10 protein-coding genes are annotated in these 13,678 nt (G+C 36.3%); 2 read left to right on the forward strand and 8 right to left on the reverse strand.

Features of this window, described 5'->3' with window-relative positions; genetic code table 11:
- Positions 1-105: 105 nt before the first annotated feature.
- The 3 genes from ACPF63_RS20590 to ACPF63_RS20600 all read right to left on the reverse strand — a co-directional run bounded on the left by ACPF63_RS20590 (position 106) and on the right by ACPF63_RS20600 (position 4,442).
- Entirely contained in the window at positions 106-1,944 is a 1,839-nt protein-coding gene (locus ACPF63_RS20590; protein ID WP_077413396.1) for a M1 family metallopeptidase, read from the reverse strand.
- A gap of 208 nt (positions 1,945-2,152) precedes the next feature.
- Positions 2,153-2,620 carry a DUF1572 domain-containing protein gene (locus tag ACPF63_RS20595; RefSeq protein WP_426481131.1) on the reverse strand — a complete coding sequence of 156 codons (468 nt, stop codon included), beginning with the start codon at positions 2,618-2,620 and terminating at the stop codon, positions 2,153-2,155.
- Positions 2,621-2,750: 130 nt separating this feature from the next.
- The gene (locus ACPF63_RS20600; RefSeq protein ID WP_426481132.1) at positions 2,751-4,442 is read right to left on the reverse strand and encodes a DUF6909 family protein; all 1,692 of its coding nucleotides are present in this window, start codon (positions 4,440-4,442) and stop codon (positions 2,751-2,753) included.
- A 482-nt stretch (positions 4,443-4,924) separates the two neighbouring features.
- On the opposite strand from ACPF63_RS20600, the gene ACPF63_RS20605 reads away from it, so the two are divergent.
- On the forward strand, positions 4,925-7,120 hold the full coding sequence (locus ACPF63_RS20605; protein ID WP_426481133.1) for a glutamine synthetase III: 2,196 nt from the start codon (positions 4,925-4,927) through the stop codon (positions 7,118-7,120).
- Between the two features lie 340 nt (positions 7,121-7,460).
- Positions 7,461-8,171, forward strand: coding sequence for a C40 family peptidase (locus tag ACPF63_RS20610; RefSeq protein ID WP_077413391.1), 711 nt, complete (start codon positions 7,461-7,463; stop codon positions 8,169-8,171).
- Between the two features lie 273 nt (positions 8,172-8,444).
- Here the strand turns inward: ACPF63_RS20610 and ACPF63_RS20615 are convergent, their stop codons facing one another.
- The 5 genes from ACPF63_RS20615 to mreC form a co-directional block, all read right to left on the reverse strand.
- Entirely contained in the window at positions 8,445-8,945 is a 501-nt protein-coding gene (locus tag ACPF63_RS20615) for a pentapeptide repeat-containing protein (RefSeq protein ID WP_426481134.1), read from the reverse strand.
- A gap of 104 nt (positions 8,946-9,049) precedes the next feature.
- The gene (rodA, locus tag ACPF63_RS20620; RefSeq protein WP_077413389.1) at positions 9,050-10,279 is read right to left on the reverse strand and encodes a rod shape-determining protein RodA; all 1,230 of its coding nucleotides are present in this window, start codon (positions 10,277-10,279) and stop codon (positions 9,050-9,052) included.
- Complete coding sequence (locus ACPF63_RS20625) at positions 10,276-12,321, reverse strand: penicillin-binding transpeptidase domain-containing protein (RefSeq protein WP_426481135.1); 2,046 nt, start codon at positions 12,319-12,321, stop codon at positions 10,276-10,278. The genes rodA and ACPF63_RS20625 overlap by 4 nt, the downstream gene beginning before the upstream one ends.
- Positions 12,318-12,824, reverse strand: a complete 507-nt coding sequence (locus ACPF63_RS20630) for a hypothetical protein (protein ID WP_002982456.1) — start codon at positions 12,822-12,824, stop codon at positions 12,318-12,320. Before ACPF63_RS20630 ends, ACPF63_RS20625 begins: the two co-directional genes overlap by 4 nt.
- Positions 12,817-13,671 (reverse strand): rod shape-determining protein MreC, encoded by an 855-nt coding sequence (mreC, locus tag ACPF63_RS20635; RefSeq protein WP_426481136.1) that lies wholly within the window; start codon positions 13,669-13,671, stop codon positions 12,817-12,819. Before mreC ends, ACPF63_RS20630 begins: the two co-directional genes overlap by 8 nt.
- Between the last annotated feature and the right edge of the window lie 7 nt (positions 13,672-13,678).

Genomic DNA, 13,678 nt, shown 5'->3' on the forward strand with positions numbered 1-13,678 from the left:
CTATCTTAAAAATATATTCATATCATCATTTACCAGCTCATCTTTACTTTAAAATAAACGGCGCGGAAATAAAATTTCCGCGCCGTTTATAGTATTATTTTGTAATTATTTTACTTCTACAAAATTATTCTCCATATTCACATCAGCAATTCTCTGGCTTAAATCAATTCCAAGAACAGATAATTGAGATTTTGTATAAGGAATGGTAAGGGTGTATTCTTTCTGAGTCCAAGGCCAGTAAGGCATTGTTTTAAGATCCCCATAAATGTCCTTCTGTTTCCATGTATGAGTCATATTCAACGGAATCTGGTAAGTAACAACTTTTTTGTCCGTTGTCATTACGCCAAAATCAATTGGCATTGGAACCTGACCATTGTTGATTAAGGTAATGGTTGTAGATTTTGCATCATATTTTACATCCTTTATTCCATAATCAATGGTCTTTGTAGTATTGATCCAGTAATTATGAAACCATTTCAGATCCATCCCGGAAACTTTCTGTGCAATGTGAAGGAAATCTCTGTCTGAAGGATGCTTCATGCTCCACTGATCATAGTATTGCTTTAAGGTTTCTGCAAGATTCTGCTCTCCCATAATGTATCCGAGCTGTACCAGGTATAACTCACCTTTTACATAAGATGCATATGTATAAGCTGTACCATTATCATGATGATCTCCCAGCCAAACCGCAGGTTCTTCGATTCCTTTTTTAATAAAGTTTCTGTAAGCATCAAGTGTTTTAGCAAAAGGATTCGGAAGGTCTTCAGGGAACAACTGATACATCGTGTAACCTTCTGCATAGCTCGTGAAACCTTCATCCATCCACGGACGTACAGATTCGTTAGTGGCAAGCATTTGCTGATACCACGAATGGGATCCTTCGTGAGCCATTAAACCCATTAGATCTTTAACGCTTTTGGCTTCCCCTAAAATCATGGTACACATTCCGTATTCCATTCCGCCATCTCCTCCCTGGATAAATGCATATGTTGGGTATACATATTTTCCAAAGTGAGTATTCATGATCTGGAAATATTTGGTAATATAAGGCTGTGATTCGCCCCATGCTTTTGTTTTATCATTTTTCTGATATACCAGATATACTTTTGGTCCTTCCGGAACATTGAAGCTTTCTACAGAATAATCTCTGTCTGCACTCCAGGCAAAATCAAGAATGTTTTTCGCTGTCCATTTCCAGGTTGCTTTCTTGTCTTTTTCAGTTTTTATTTTAGCATTGGCATCATAGCCTTTTACTTCTGTCGGATTTTCAAGGATTCCTCCTGCTCCTACAACATAATCTTTGTTGATTTTAATAGTAACATCAAAATCTGAGAATGGGGCATGGAACTCTCTTCCCAGATAATCAAAAGTTGCCCAGCCGTCATAATCGTACTCTGCAATTTTCGGATACCATTGTGTCATGGTCATATCTACTCCTTCCCTGTTGTTTCTTCCGCTTCTTCTGATCTGCTGAGGAATCACAGAATCCCAGTCCATCGTAAAAGTAGTTGTAGAATTCGGTTTGATAGGTTCTGCCAGATATACTTTCATAATGGTTTCCTGAACTTCAAATTTCAGATCTTTCCCATTTTGTTTAATCCAGTGGATATTCTGAGCACCTTCCTGATCTTTTGGAATGGAAGCCAGCCTGGAAATACCATCTTTCTGCAACCTTCCGTCACCATTTTTGCCTTGGGAAGCCACTCTCTGATCCATCATGGAATTAGGTTTGAAGGCATTCCAATATAGATGGAAATACACTACATTCAGCTCATCCGGTGAATTGTTGGTGTATTCTAAAGTCTGTTTTCCCTGATAGGTAAATTTTTCAGCATTAACATCAATATCCATCTTGTACTTCGCAGCCTGCTGATAATAAGCTCCTTGCTGAGCCTGAAATTGTGAAATGATAAACGCAAAAATGATTGCAGCCGATTTTCTCATTTAAAATTTTATTTTTTTTAAAGGTATGTAATTTAATAAGAATCTCAAATAGGAGTTATTTTGAGATTTTATTCTGTTTGTTATGGTTTTAGATGGATTTCACTCTGAATTGTTAAATTTTTTTTGAGCTTTATTTGCAGTGCACCTTGTCAAGGTTTAAAATCTTGACAAGGTGCACTGCTTTGGAAGTATCTCCGCGAATCTCTTATTAGTTTTTCAAAAGTTTTTTAATTAAAGTAATCTGTCCCAGATGATAATAGCTATGTTCAATCATTCCGTCAATATTTCTTCGGTAAGTCCCGTACTTTTCATCAACAAATACCTCATCAAGCTTAGATTCAGGCATCTGTTCGAGTAATGCTGCAAACTTTTCAGAATCTATCCAAAGTTTATTTAACAATCCTTCCCATTGCTCCTGAGATTCTATGGGAGGAAGATCAAAACTGAATTTATCTTTGATCTCGAGATCACCTCCTTCAAAAACATTGACGATGCCTGCAATATAATAATCAATGTGAAAAGTGAGCATAGCAATGGTATTTAAAAAATCAATCTTCTTCACCGCCTGTTCCCAGGTAACATCTGAAAGCTGGTCTTTAAAATTGGTATTGGCAATCCAGAGACCATCCAGCAGTACTTCTCTGAATCTTTTTGACAATTGTGATACTGAACTCATAAGCTGCTATCTTTTGTTTTTTGAAAGTACACAATGTAAGAATTTTTTCCAATAGAGCCTTGTCAAGGCTCTACAAAAAACCTCAAATGCAAAATACATCTGAGGTTAATATTATAATTTTAAATTACAATTATTTCTTAGCAGAAACTTCTTTCTTTCCACTTCTTAGAATCTTTTCAAGAATTCTTAAAGTGATCAGATAGGTTGGTTTTACTCCTGTAAGTCCTAGTCCTCCTGAAGATAATGTACTTCCTGTTTCCAATGGATTATCAGAAGCGTAATAAGCATACATTACAAACAGATCCGGTGAAATATGATGTCTGATCTTTGAAGCTACCTGAATTGCTTTCTGATAATGTGCTCCTTCCATTTCAAGCCCAATCGCTTTCCATGAAGTATTCATAAAGTAGGATAAGATATCTCTGTTTTGCAGTGAAGTTCCTAAAACAGTAATCATCGGACCTTCAAAAGCTTTTAATTCATCATCTTTGAAATCTTCCAGCTTCAATGCATTCTCAAATGGATAGTTGTCTGCAGTTCCTTCAAAGATATGAGAAGTAGGAATCATAATATCTCCTTTTTCTCCTGTAAGAATTCCTGCTTTACCCATAATAGAAACAGATTTCACTTTCATCATATAGATTTCCCCTTTATGCTCAAAAGGTCTTAAAAGTTCATCCATTACCTCAAAAGCCTGCTCTCCGAAAGCATAATCGAAGACCATGATCACATCATCTCCTGTAAACTTACTGTCTGCAAATGGCGTATTCTTCAGATCCGTCTTGCTCAGATCTATAATCTGAACATCTATATTACTTCCGCTTTTATCAGCAATATGGATCATCCCTTCCTCCAAAGCATACTTTGATACTTTATCACGAAGTTCTTTTTTGTTGGAGATGTCTTCGTATAGTTTATAGTCGATCTCATGATGCTGCTTCTTTTTAAGGATATTATTGGCATACAGCATATTTTTCACGGAATGCATATTGGCAGAAATAATATGCAAAGGTCTCATATGAAGATCATTCTCAAACAAAACCTCTTTCACTTTATTCGCCCATTTCTCACCAAAATAGTGGTGCCCTACTCTTTCCTTTAATATAGCACTAAAATGAATTTCTCTTTCTCGGCTACTTTTGGCATCTTCAAGACTTACTTTTCCTAAGTTGTAGATGATTTTGAATAAACGGTCAGGATTATGATCATCACCGAAAGTATTGTAAGCATTTAACGTTTCATCAAAAGATCGTCCTATTAAAGAAGAAAGATGAATAAGTGCCACCTCTTTTTCTTTTCTACTGAATTTCTTTTCTCCTTTCACCACCTCTTCGATAATCTTAAAGGCACGGGTCGGCTTCCAGTTTTCATCCTGAATGAATGCCAGGTTACGGATTTTATCAGCTTCTATAAACAGGAATGTCAGGTGGGTAAGTATGTCATAAATTTCGGAACGTCCCAAAAGAACTTCGATATTCATCTGGTGTTCGTCTATTCTATAACAGTTTCTTCTTCTTTTCTTTGGAACAATAGGTTCGAAACTTCCTTTATCAAACCCTTCATCTGATGTAAGATGAATAAAAGCACATTCTTCAATCCCTTCCGGAAGTCTGTCTAAAACATACATCAACCCGTCAAGTTCCAATTTGCTTGGAATATTCATGGTACCATAAATCTCTGGGTTGATTGTCTTCAGCAAGCTTCTGATGCTTTCTCCTGAAACTCCTCCTGGCTTGAAAAACCCTCTATAAAATAAGTGTCTCATAGAAATGTATAGTCTTTCAATAGCCTCCGTTGTTTCTCTTGCTCTAGAATTTGTCATAAAATAAATTTCACACAAATATACAAAATCTCCACTCAACTTATTTTAACTATCTTTTAATAAGTTGTTTAAAACCTATAGATAGGCGGTTTTTTTAACTCGTCCTATTATTTTGTCTGATACTTATTGTGGTGTCATTTTAGTCCTTTTCTGTACTCATTTTATATTGATCATCCGATTTTTTATTTATTTTCAGAAAAAAATCAAGAGTTAGTTTAAAATAATTGTAATTTTAATGCTATACAATTCCATGATTCTCTTTGGATTGTATCTTCTTTTTTGTGCAGTTAAAGTTAATATCTTTAATTTTTCAAGCCTGCGAATGTTAACTTTTACCAACAAACCAGGAAACCACCCTGCCAAAAACACCCAAACAAGCGTTTGAATTATATAAAATTTCAAAACACCCCTAAAAATTTTAGGGTTAAAATGATTTCGATTCATTTTTTTTGTAAATTTGCCCTGTAAAAAATCACTCAAACATGTCAACCTTAAGATTCAAAGCACTAGAAACCCTACCATTTAAGGACTTCAGAAAAGATAACTCTGTTGAGGTTCCTGCAAAATTGTCAGAATTATTCTGTACAAATGTTTTCTCAGAAGAGACCATGAGAGAATATTTAACAAAAGAAGCATTCAATTCTATTATGGATGCGGTAAAAAAAGGAACTAAAATCCAGAGACATATCGCTGATCAGGTAGCTGTAGCAATGAAAGACTGGGCGATGAGCAAAGGTGTAACGCACTATACCCACTGGTTTCAGCCCTTAACAGGAACGACGGCAGAAAAACATGACTCTTTCTTTACCCCTATTGAAGGAGGAAGAGCTATTGAAAGATTCAGTGGAAACCTATTGATTCAACAGGAACCAGATGCTTCATCATTCCCTAACGGAGGTATCAGAAATACTTTTGAAGCAAGAGGATATACCGCTTGGGATCCTACATCTCCTGCTTTCATCATGGGAACTACATTATGTATCCCATCTATCTTTATTTCTTATACAGGAGAAACCTTAGATTACAAAGCCCCTCTTTTAAGAGCTTTAAATGCTGTAGACGAAGCTGCCACTAACGTAATGCAGTATTTTGACAAAAACGTAACAAAGGTAACTCCTACTTTAGGCTGGGAACAGGAATATTTCCTTGTAGATTCAGCATTATATCAATCCCGTCCGGACCTTGTATTAACAGGTAAAACATTGCTTGGACATTCTCCGGCAAAAGGACAGCAGCTAGACGACCACTATTTCGGTTCTATCCCTACAAGAGTAATGAATTTCATGAAAGAGTTGGAAATAGAGTGTATGAAATTGGGTATCCCTGTAACGACAAGACACAACGAGGTAGCTCCCAACCAATTTGAGCTGGCTCCAATGTTTGAAGAAGTAAACGTTGCTGTAGATCACAACTCCCTATTGATGGACATCATGGCAAGAATTGCTCACAAGCATCATTTCCATATTTTATTCCATGAAAAGCCATTTGCAGGCGTAAACGGAAGTGGTAAACACAACAACTGGTCTTTAGCAACTGACACTGGAGAAAACTTATTAAGCCCTGGGAAAAACCCAAAGAAAAACTTACAGTTCCTAACATTCTTCGTCAACACAATCAAAGCAGTTTATGAATACGCTGACCTTTTAAGAGCAAGTATTGCATCTGCCAGCAATGACCACAGACTAGGTGCCAACGAAGCTCCGCCAGCAATTATTTCCGTATTCATCGGAAGCCAGCTGTTCAGAGTACTGGAAGAACTGGAAAAAGTAACAGAAGGAAAACTTTCTCCGGACGAAAAAACAGATCTTAAATTAAATGTAGTTGGAAAAATTCCTGAAATCCTGTTAGATAATACAGACAGAAACAGGACTTCTCCGTTTGCATTTACCGGAAATAAATTTGAAATCAGAGCAGTAGGATCTTCTGCTAACTGTGCAGAGTCTATGACAGTAATGAACACGATTGCTGCAAAACAATTATTAGACTTCAAAAAAGAAGTGGATGCTCTTATTGAAACTGGTCTTAAAAAAGACGAAGCAATCTTCAATGTATTGAGAGAGTACATCAAGCAGTGTAAGAGCATTATGTTTGAAGGTGACGGATATTCTGATGACTGGGCAAAAGAAGCTAAGAAAAGAGGTTTAAACAACTTAAAAACCACTCCTGAAGCACTTAAACAGGAAATGGATAAAAAGTTCGTTGCCCTTTACGAAGAGATTGGAGTATTTACTCACAGAGAGGTTGAAGCAAGAAACGAAATCAAATTAGAGAAATATTCTACTGTAATTGATATTGAAGCAAGAGTTTTAAGTGATATCGCAAGAAATCACATCATCCCTTCTGCTTTAAAATATCAGAACAGATTAATTGAAAACGTAAAAGGTCTAAAAGATATTTTTGAAGATAAAGAATTCAAAACATTGGCAAAAGAGCAAATGAGTTTAATTACGAATATCTCTGAAAACGTTTCCAAGATTAAACTTGGTGTTGAAGATCTTATTAAAGCGAGAGAAGCAGCGAAAGCTGTAGCAAATAGCCAAAAGCAGGCAGAATCTTACTGCACCAAAGTAATTCCTTTATTTGATGTCATCAGAGAAGCTTCTGATGATCTTGAAATGATGGTAGACGATGAGCTTTGGCCGATGACAAAATACAGAGAAATGTTGTTTACAAAATAACGTCCTGTAAAGTTTCATATTAGTTTAAATTCCTCGGTTTTCCGGGGAATTTTTTTTGTTTTATTAACAGTCATGAAAATGAAAGCTTTACATTATAAAACCTGATATATAGAAGAAATTCGATATCGTTTGTTAAAGAATCTTAATAAAAAAAACCGCACACTTGCCAAAAATAGGCTGTTGCGGTTTATTTTTCTTTAACATATGCAAATCATATGTTAAAATGTGTTAAAATAAGATCCTGACAATTATCATATCAGGGGTCTTTTATTCGGAATCTCTACTTTTGTATTGCTTTTGAAAATAAATATTCCTTTTTAACACGGATAATCAAATATATATGAAGAAAAGAGTTTTGTTTTATTTAGTTGCTTTAGTTACTACAGTTTCATTGCAATCGTGTGCTACAAATTATGTGGTTTCAAAACCAGCAACTTACACAAAAGAATACAAAACAGATGCCAAACTAGCTTCTATAGATAACAAAAGAATGGAGCAGGATAAGCAGAAACTTATCGACTCTTTCCTGGCTGAAAAGGCTGCATCTATCGCTAGTGCTAAAAAAGCAGTTAAGAATTCTGAGATTGCAAAAGCAATCAAACATAATAAAACCATTGACGGTATCCTTGAAGAAGCTGAAACATACCTTGGAACTCCTTACAGATATGGAGGGACTACAAGAAACGGTATAGATTGTTCAGCTTTTGTTCTTTCTGTATTCGGAGCAGCAGCAGGTCTTAGCTTACCTAGAGTAGCAGCATCTCAGGCTCAGGAAGGAGAAAGAATTGAAAAAGGAGAACTACAGAAAGGAGATTTGATTTTCTTTTCTCACGGAAGAAGAATTTCTCACGTAGGTATTGTAGAAAGTGTTACTGAAGAGGGAGAGATTAAGTTTATCCACGCAGCAACATCAAAAGGAGTAATGATTTCTTCACTGAATGATTCTTATTGGGGACCTAAGTTCAGATTCGCCAAAAGAGTGATCAACGAAGAAGGAGAAGCTTACAATAACTTAGCAGCAATTACTCCCGCTACACCAGCAAATTTTTAATTTTATAAATAATTGATTTAAATAATGAAGCCATCAGAATTCTGATGGCTTTTTTATATGCTTGAATTTTGACTAAGTTTCAGCTAAAACCAAGGAGGAATATTCCTAAAGAAAAAAGCGGGCTAAAACCCACTCCTATTAATTCAATATTACATTTTGTATCTATGAATTGAAGCGCTAAGCTAACAGTTCAGAAATCAGTTGTTCTTATCAATTTCAATATCCAGCTTATACAAGAGTCCATATATTTCAGGAAGCGAGAATTTGGCCTTTTTAAGCCTGTTTAAAGCCGGATCTATTGAATAGTTGACCGATGGTCCTGAAATCTGCTTTTTCAAGGTTTGCAGTCTCGAAAACAGCGCCCGACAGATCGCAATTACTAAAGACAGCATTTGAAGCATCACATTCTGTGAAGTCTACTTCAATTAACCTGGAATTTTTGAAAACCGTTTTCTTAATGGATGTCTGATAGAAAACAGAATTATTTAAAGCACATCCATCAAATGTAAAAGATAATCCGAATGCATTACAATCATTAAACTGGAGTCCAAACATTTTACATTCTTTGAAAATCACATCATGAAAAGCTGTCCTCACAATCTTTGCCATGCTGAGGTTACACTCCATAAATTCACAATCTGTAAAGCTGAATCCGGAAAGGTTTGCATACTCAAGATTACAGTTTCGGAAAGTGCAGTTTTCGTACTCGCCTTTTTCTAATTGAGAAAAGTCTGTGTTTTCAAAATCCTGATCCAGGAAATAAGCTTCTTTCATATTTGTATGATTTATCAATGACAATATATTCCACCTCAGGGCAGATTTTAAATAAGAATAAAAATTTCAGCTTTTAGCCGTTGGCTTTTTGATCTTAAAGACCGTTACACCAAGCTGTTTTTATCCGAATAATTAAGTTTAAAGAAAATAAAAGTCATCATAGAGAATGCCAATAGAGAACTTCCTCCATAACTGAAATACGGAAGTGGAATCCCAACCGTAGGGAAAAGCCCCATAACCATTCCTAAATTGATTGAAAAGTGCATCAGAAGAATAGAGGCAAAACAATATCCGAAGACACGGTTAAAAGTAGATTTCTGCCTTTCTGCGAGATAATATATCCTTCCAATATAGATCATGTAGCATAAGATAAGAATCGCACTTCCTAAAAAGCCCCATTCTTCTCCTACTGTACAAAAGATATAATCCGTTTCCTGCTCGGGTACAAATTTCCCCTGGGTAACTGATCCTTCACGGTATCCTTTCCCCCAAAGCCCACCGGATCCGATAGCCGTTTTGGAATATAATAAATTGTATCCTGAAGTATCTCTGAATGCCTTTTCACCTTTATAGAGAACATCAATTCTTTCTCTCTGGTGTTTAGGAAGTTTTTCTAAAATATAAGGAGAAGCGAAAGCCAGCCCGCACAGTAAAAGAATAGATCCTGAAATTCCCGAAATAGAAATTACATCCCAGGACATTCTATGATAATTCATCGCTATCAGAATACCGGCAATCACCAGAACAGCTATGGCAACATAAATAGGAGGAACAGCCAATGAAATCAGAAAAACTCCGGCAAAAAGGAATCCTATTCCAAACAAAAGACCACTCAGCCCTTCTCTGTATAAGGCAATGAAAAATGCAATAAATACAAGCATGGAGCCTACATCCGGAATAGCAAGAACAACAACCGCCGGAACGCCAATAATAGCTAAGGTAGTCAATAAAGACTTCCGGTTTTTAAGATTAAAATCAGGTCCGGAAACATAGTTGGCAAGCATCAGCGCCGTCCCTATCTTCGCAAATTCTACAGGCTGCATGGTAAAACTTCCGAATTTATACCAGTTCTTCTGTCCCAGAATTTCTTTTCCAAAGGGAAAAAGTCCGATAAGCAATAAGACTCCGCCAATGTAAATAATCCCTGCCATATTTTCAAAGAACTTACTTCTGCTGAAAAATATCATAAGTCCTACAAATAAAGAAATACAGAAAAAGACCAATTGCTTTTCCCCAAGTTTCTGGTCAACACTGTAAATATTTGCAATGGCAAAAACACAAAGCAGGAAATACAGCCCAAGGCCTAATTTATCTATTCCTTCAGTCCATTTCATTGCTTGACAATTTTTTTAGCAGTGTTATTCTTTTTAGTTTCCTCTTCTATTTTCTTTTGCAGCTTGGCTTTTTGCTGTTTCACCAGCTCCAGACTGTCTTTTATTTTTTTTTGTTTGATTGAATCTGGTTTAGGATCAACGTATAAGCCTTTACGTTTCAAATCTGCAATCCACTGCCTCTTATACTCCGGCATGAAACTCGAGGTGATCATTTTTTTATAAAGATTTTCTCTTTTCAAATCACCCGTGATATATTTTTCAGCAATTACCGTACAGGCCGGTCCTGCCCATGTAGCACCGAATCCGGCATGCTCCATTACTGCAACCACCACAATTTTTGGTTTATCAGCAGGAGCAATCAGTACAAAGATTGAATTATCCTTTCCCTGAGGAACCTGCGCTGTACCTGTTTTGGCCAATTGTGTAAAGTCATTGGATTTCAACCCTCTTGCTGTTCCTCTCAAAACCACAGCTTCCATACCTTTTAAAACAGGTTCAAAATGTTTTGGATCAACTAAAGTCTTATGCTTAACCTTAAATCTTGGATCAGGATTTGACTTTCCGTCAATTCCTTTTACAATATGAGGCGTGTAATACCATCCCTTATTGGCAATAGCAGCTACATAGTTTGCTAACTGAATAGGAGTTACCAAAACATCACCCTGCCCCATCCCATTATAGATAGCACCGGTTGACATCTCGTCCCAGTTTTTAAAATCAGTTCTCTTGGAACCACTTGCTTTCATGATGGCTTTAAACCTTTTCTCATAAAAGTCTCCTGAAGGTATTCTTCCTTTTGCACCCACAGCAAAATCATTATTCAAAAACTCTCCTACTCCAAAGCTGCTCATGATTTTTTTCCATTCATCAACCCCTTTTGAAGGATTTCCCGGATATTTTTTGATGATTGCAATAAATGCATAGGTAAAAAAACAGTTACTGGAAACCTGAATTGAAGGAATAAGCGGATCTGCTCCACCATGGCCTTTAATTCTTTTTCCTTTATAGAAAAAACCACCACCACAAGGGAAGATAGTCTTTTCATCCATTACTCCCATCTGCATGGCAGCCAGAGCAGTCAACAATTTGAACGTTGATCCCGGAGGATAACCTGCCTGTAAAGAACGGTCAAAAGTCGGCTTATTTTCGTAAAGCGTATCTTTTGACAGAGCATATAAATTTTTAGATTTGTAAGGTCCTGTGAAAAGATTAGGATCAATATCCGGTCCGGTAGCAGCTACCAGTACTTCTCCATTATTAGGATCTATAGCTACAATTGCACCGTGTTTGTTTACAAGCATTTCTTCAGCAGTTCTCTGAAGATCATAATCAATAGTTAACGTAATATCTTTACCTGTAATTACATCCTTGTCCAAAGATCCGTTTTTATAAGACCCAATATTTCGGAGCCTGATATCTTTTTGGATATATTTCACTCCTTTTACTCCACGAAGTTCTTTTTCGTAGGATTTTTCAACTCCTGTTTTCCCGATAAAATCTCCCGGTAAATAATATGCAGAGTCTTTTTTTATTTCACGTTCATTTACTTCACTGGTATATCCCAGAAGGTTACCAGAAGTGGAAACTTCATATTGACGCTGAGGTCTTTGTACAATAGTGAAGGCGGGATATTTAAAAATAATTTCCTGTACTCTTGCTATATCCTCTCTGCTCAGATCCTTCAGAAAAGTCATCGGAGTCAGTTTGGAATAATATTTTTCCTTTTTAATTACATCAATTCTTTTGATAAAATCCCCCTTGGAGATCTTCATAAGATTACAGAATCCGAGAGTATCAAAATCCGGACGCATTAAAGCCTGTGTAAAAGAAACTTCATAAGCAGGCTGGTTTCCCACCATGATTTTACCATTCCTGTCAAAAATGACTCCACGTTGTGGAATAACATATTCGGTTTTGATGGAGGTATTCGCTGCATTCAATGCATAACGGTCCGTAAATAACTGTAAATAGGCAAGCCTCGCCACAAAAATAAGGGCGATAACAACGAGGATGGAAAAAATTTTAAAATAACGTGTGTTCAAACTTTTTGTTTGATTTTAAATATTAATGCGTAGATGACTATAAATATAAATGAAATTACACTAGTTACCAACACATTAAATAATATTTCGAAAAATCTGCTAAACTTAAAGAATTCTATATACTGTACCAAAAGCTGATGCAGGAAAATACTGGAAAATAAAAACAGTAAAAACTGTGCCCACTGAAGGGACTGAAAAGAGAAAAAATCCGTAGATGTATCAGTAGAAGTCCTGAAGATCAACGTTCTGAAATAAGCAATCAGCGTTGTTGCAAATGCATTGATTCCCCACGAATAAAGAAAGCCGTCAATAGACAGTCCTATTAAAAAGCTCAGTGCCAGAAACTGAAATTTATTCCTGAAAAAAGGATAAAACATGACAAATACAGGATATAATACCGGAGTATATTTCCCGAAAAGCGTAATCCTGTTCAATACAAATATCTGTAATGCCACAAGAAAAATCATGATCAATATATCAGTAAATAAAGTCCTGCTAATCATTTTCTTTTTTTATTACAGCCTGCATAGTGTCCTGAATCTTCTGCACTTCTGCTTTCTTAAGATTCTTCACTACATATACTTTGTTCAACGCTCCCATTTTTTCACTCAGCTCAACGGAGATATCCCAGAAGCCGGTTTTATTATCTACAGAATATCCTGCAATAGTACCAATTGTTACTCCCTTAGGGAAGATTGCAGATTTACCGTCTGTAACAACAGTATCTCCTACTTTTAATGCAACATATTTTGGAATATCCGCAAGATGCATCACTCTGGAATTATCACCATTCCATGTTAAAGTACCGAAATATCCTGAGTTTTTGAGTGATGCATTAATTCTGATCTTGTTGACACTTAAGACCGACTGAACTAATGCATAACTGTCTGTAGAATTAATTACAATTCCCGCAATACCTCTTGGCGCCATTACTCCCATCTGAGGAAAGACTCCATCTCTACGGCCACGGTTGATTGTAAAATAGTTATTCCTTCTGTTGATACTGTTGAAAACAATTTCCCCATCAACAAAAGTATAAATCTGCCCACCACCAATGGTATCGTGAACTCTTTTGAAAACAGGATTTTTCGATCCGTCTTTTCCGTAGAGTTCAGTCATAAGGGCTTTATTCTGAACCACAAGATCTTCGTTGATCTGTTTCAGCTTCAGATAAGAAACTCCTTCATCAATATATCCGGAAACCCAGGAATTGAACGCGGCAGTCTGCCCCGCTAGCCAGGATTTCTGCATGGCATTTCTGGAGAATATCAAAACCAGAGCAATAATTTGCAGAAATATAAAGAAGACGAAAAGAGTATTCTTCGAAAATAATCTCAGCAAAAATCCCATTCAGATA

This window comes from Chryseobacterium sp. R2ACT005 (assembly GCF_049949215.1).
Lineage (GTDB): Bacteria > Bacteroidota > Bacteroidia > Flavobacteriales > Weeksellaceae > Chryseobacterium.

Coding starts and splice junctions, on each gene's coding strand:
- ACPF63_RS20600 (WP_426481132.1), bottom strand. CDS start 4,442: ATGACAAATTCTAGAGCAAGAGAAACAACGGAGGCTATTGAAAGACTA.
- ACPF63_RS20630 (WP_002982456.1), bottom strand. CDS start 12,824: ATGATTAGCAGGACTTTATTTACTGATATATTGATCATGATTTTTCTT.
- ACPF63_RS20595 (WP_426481131.1), bottom strand. CDS start 2,620: ATGAGTTCAGTATCACAATTGTCAAAAAGATTCAGAGAAGTACTGCTG.
- ACPF63_RS20590 (WP_077413396.1), bottom strand. CDS start 1,944: ATGAGAAAATCGGCTGCAATCATTTTTGCGTTTATCATTTCACAATTT.
- ACPF63_RS20605 (WP_426481133.1), top strand. CDS start 4,925: ATGTCAACCTTAAGATTCAAAGCACTAGAAACCCTACCATTTAAGGAC.
- mreC (WP_426481136.1), bottom strand. CDS start 13,671: ATGGGATTTTTGCTGAGATTATTTTCGAAGAATACTCTTTTCGTCTTC.
- rodA (WP_077413389.1), bottom strand. CDS start 10,279: ATGAAATGGACTGAAGGAATAGATAAATTAGGCCTTGGGCTGTATTTC.
- ACPF63_RS20610 (WP_077413391.1), top strand. CDS start 7,461: ATGAAGAAAAGAGTTTTGTTTTATTTAGTTGCTTTAGTTACTACAGTT.
- ACPF63_RS20615 (WP_426481134.1), bottom strand. CDS start 8,945: ATGAAAGAAGCTTATTTCCTGGATCAGGATTTTGAAAACACAGACTTT.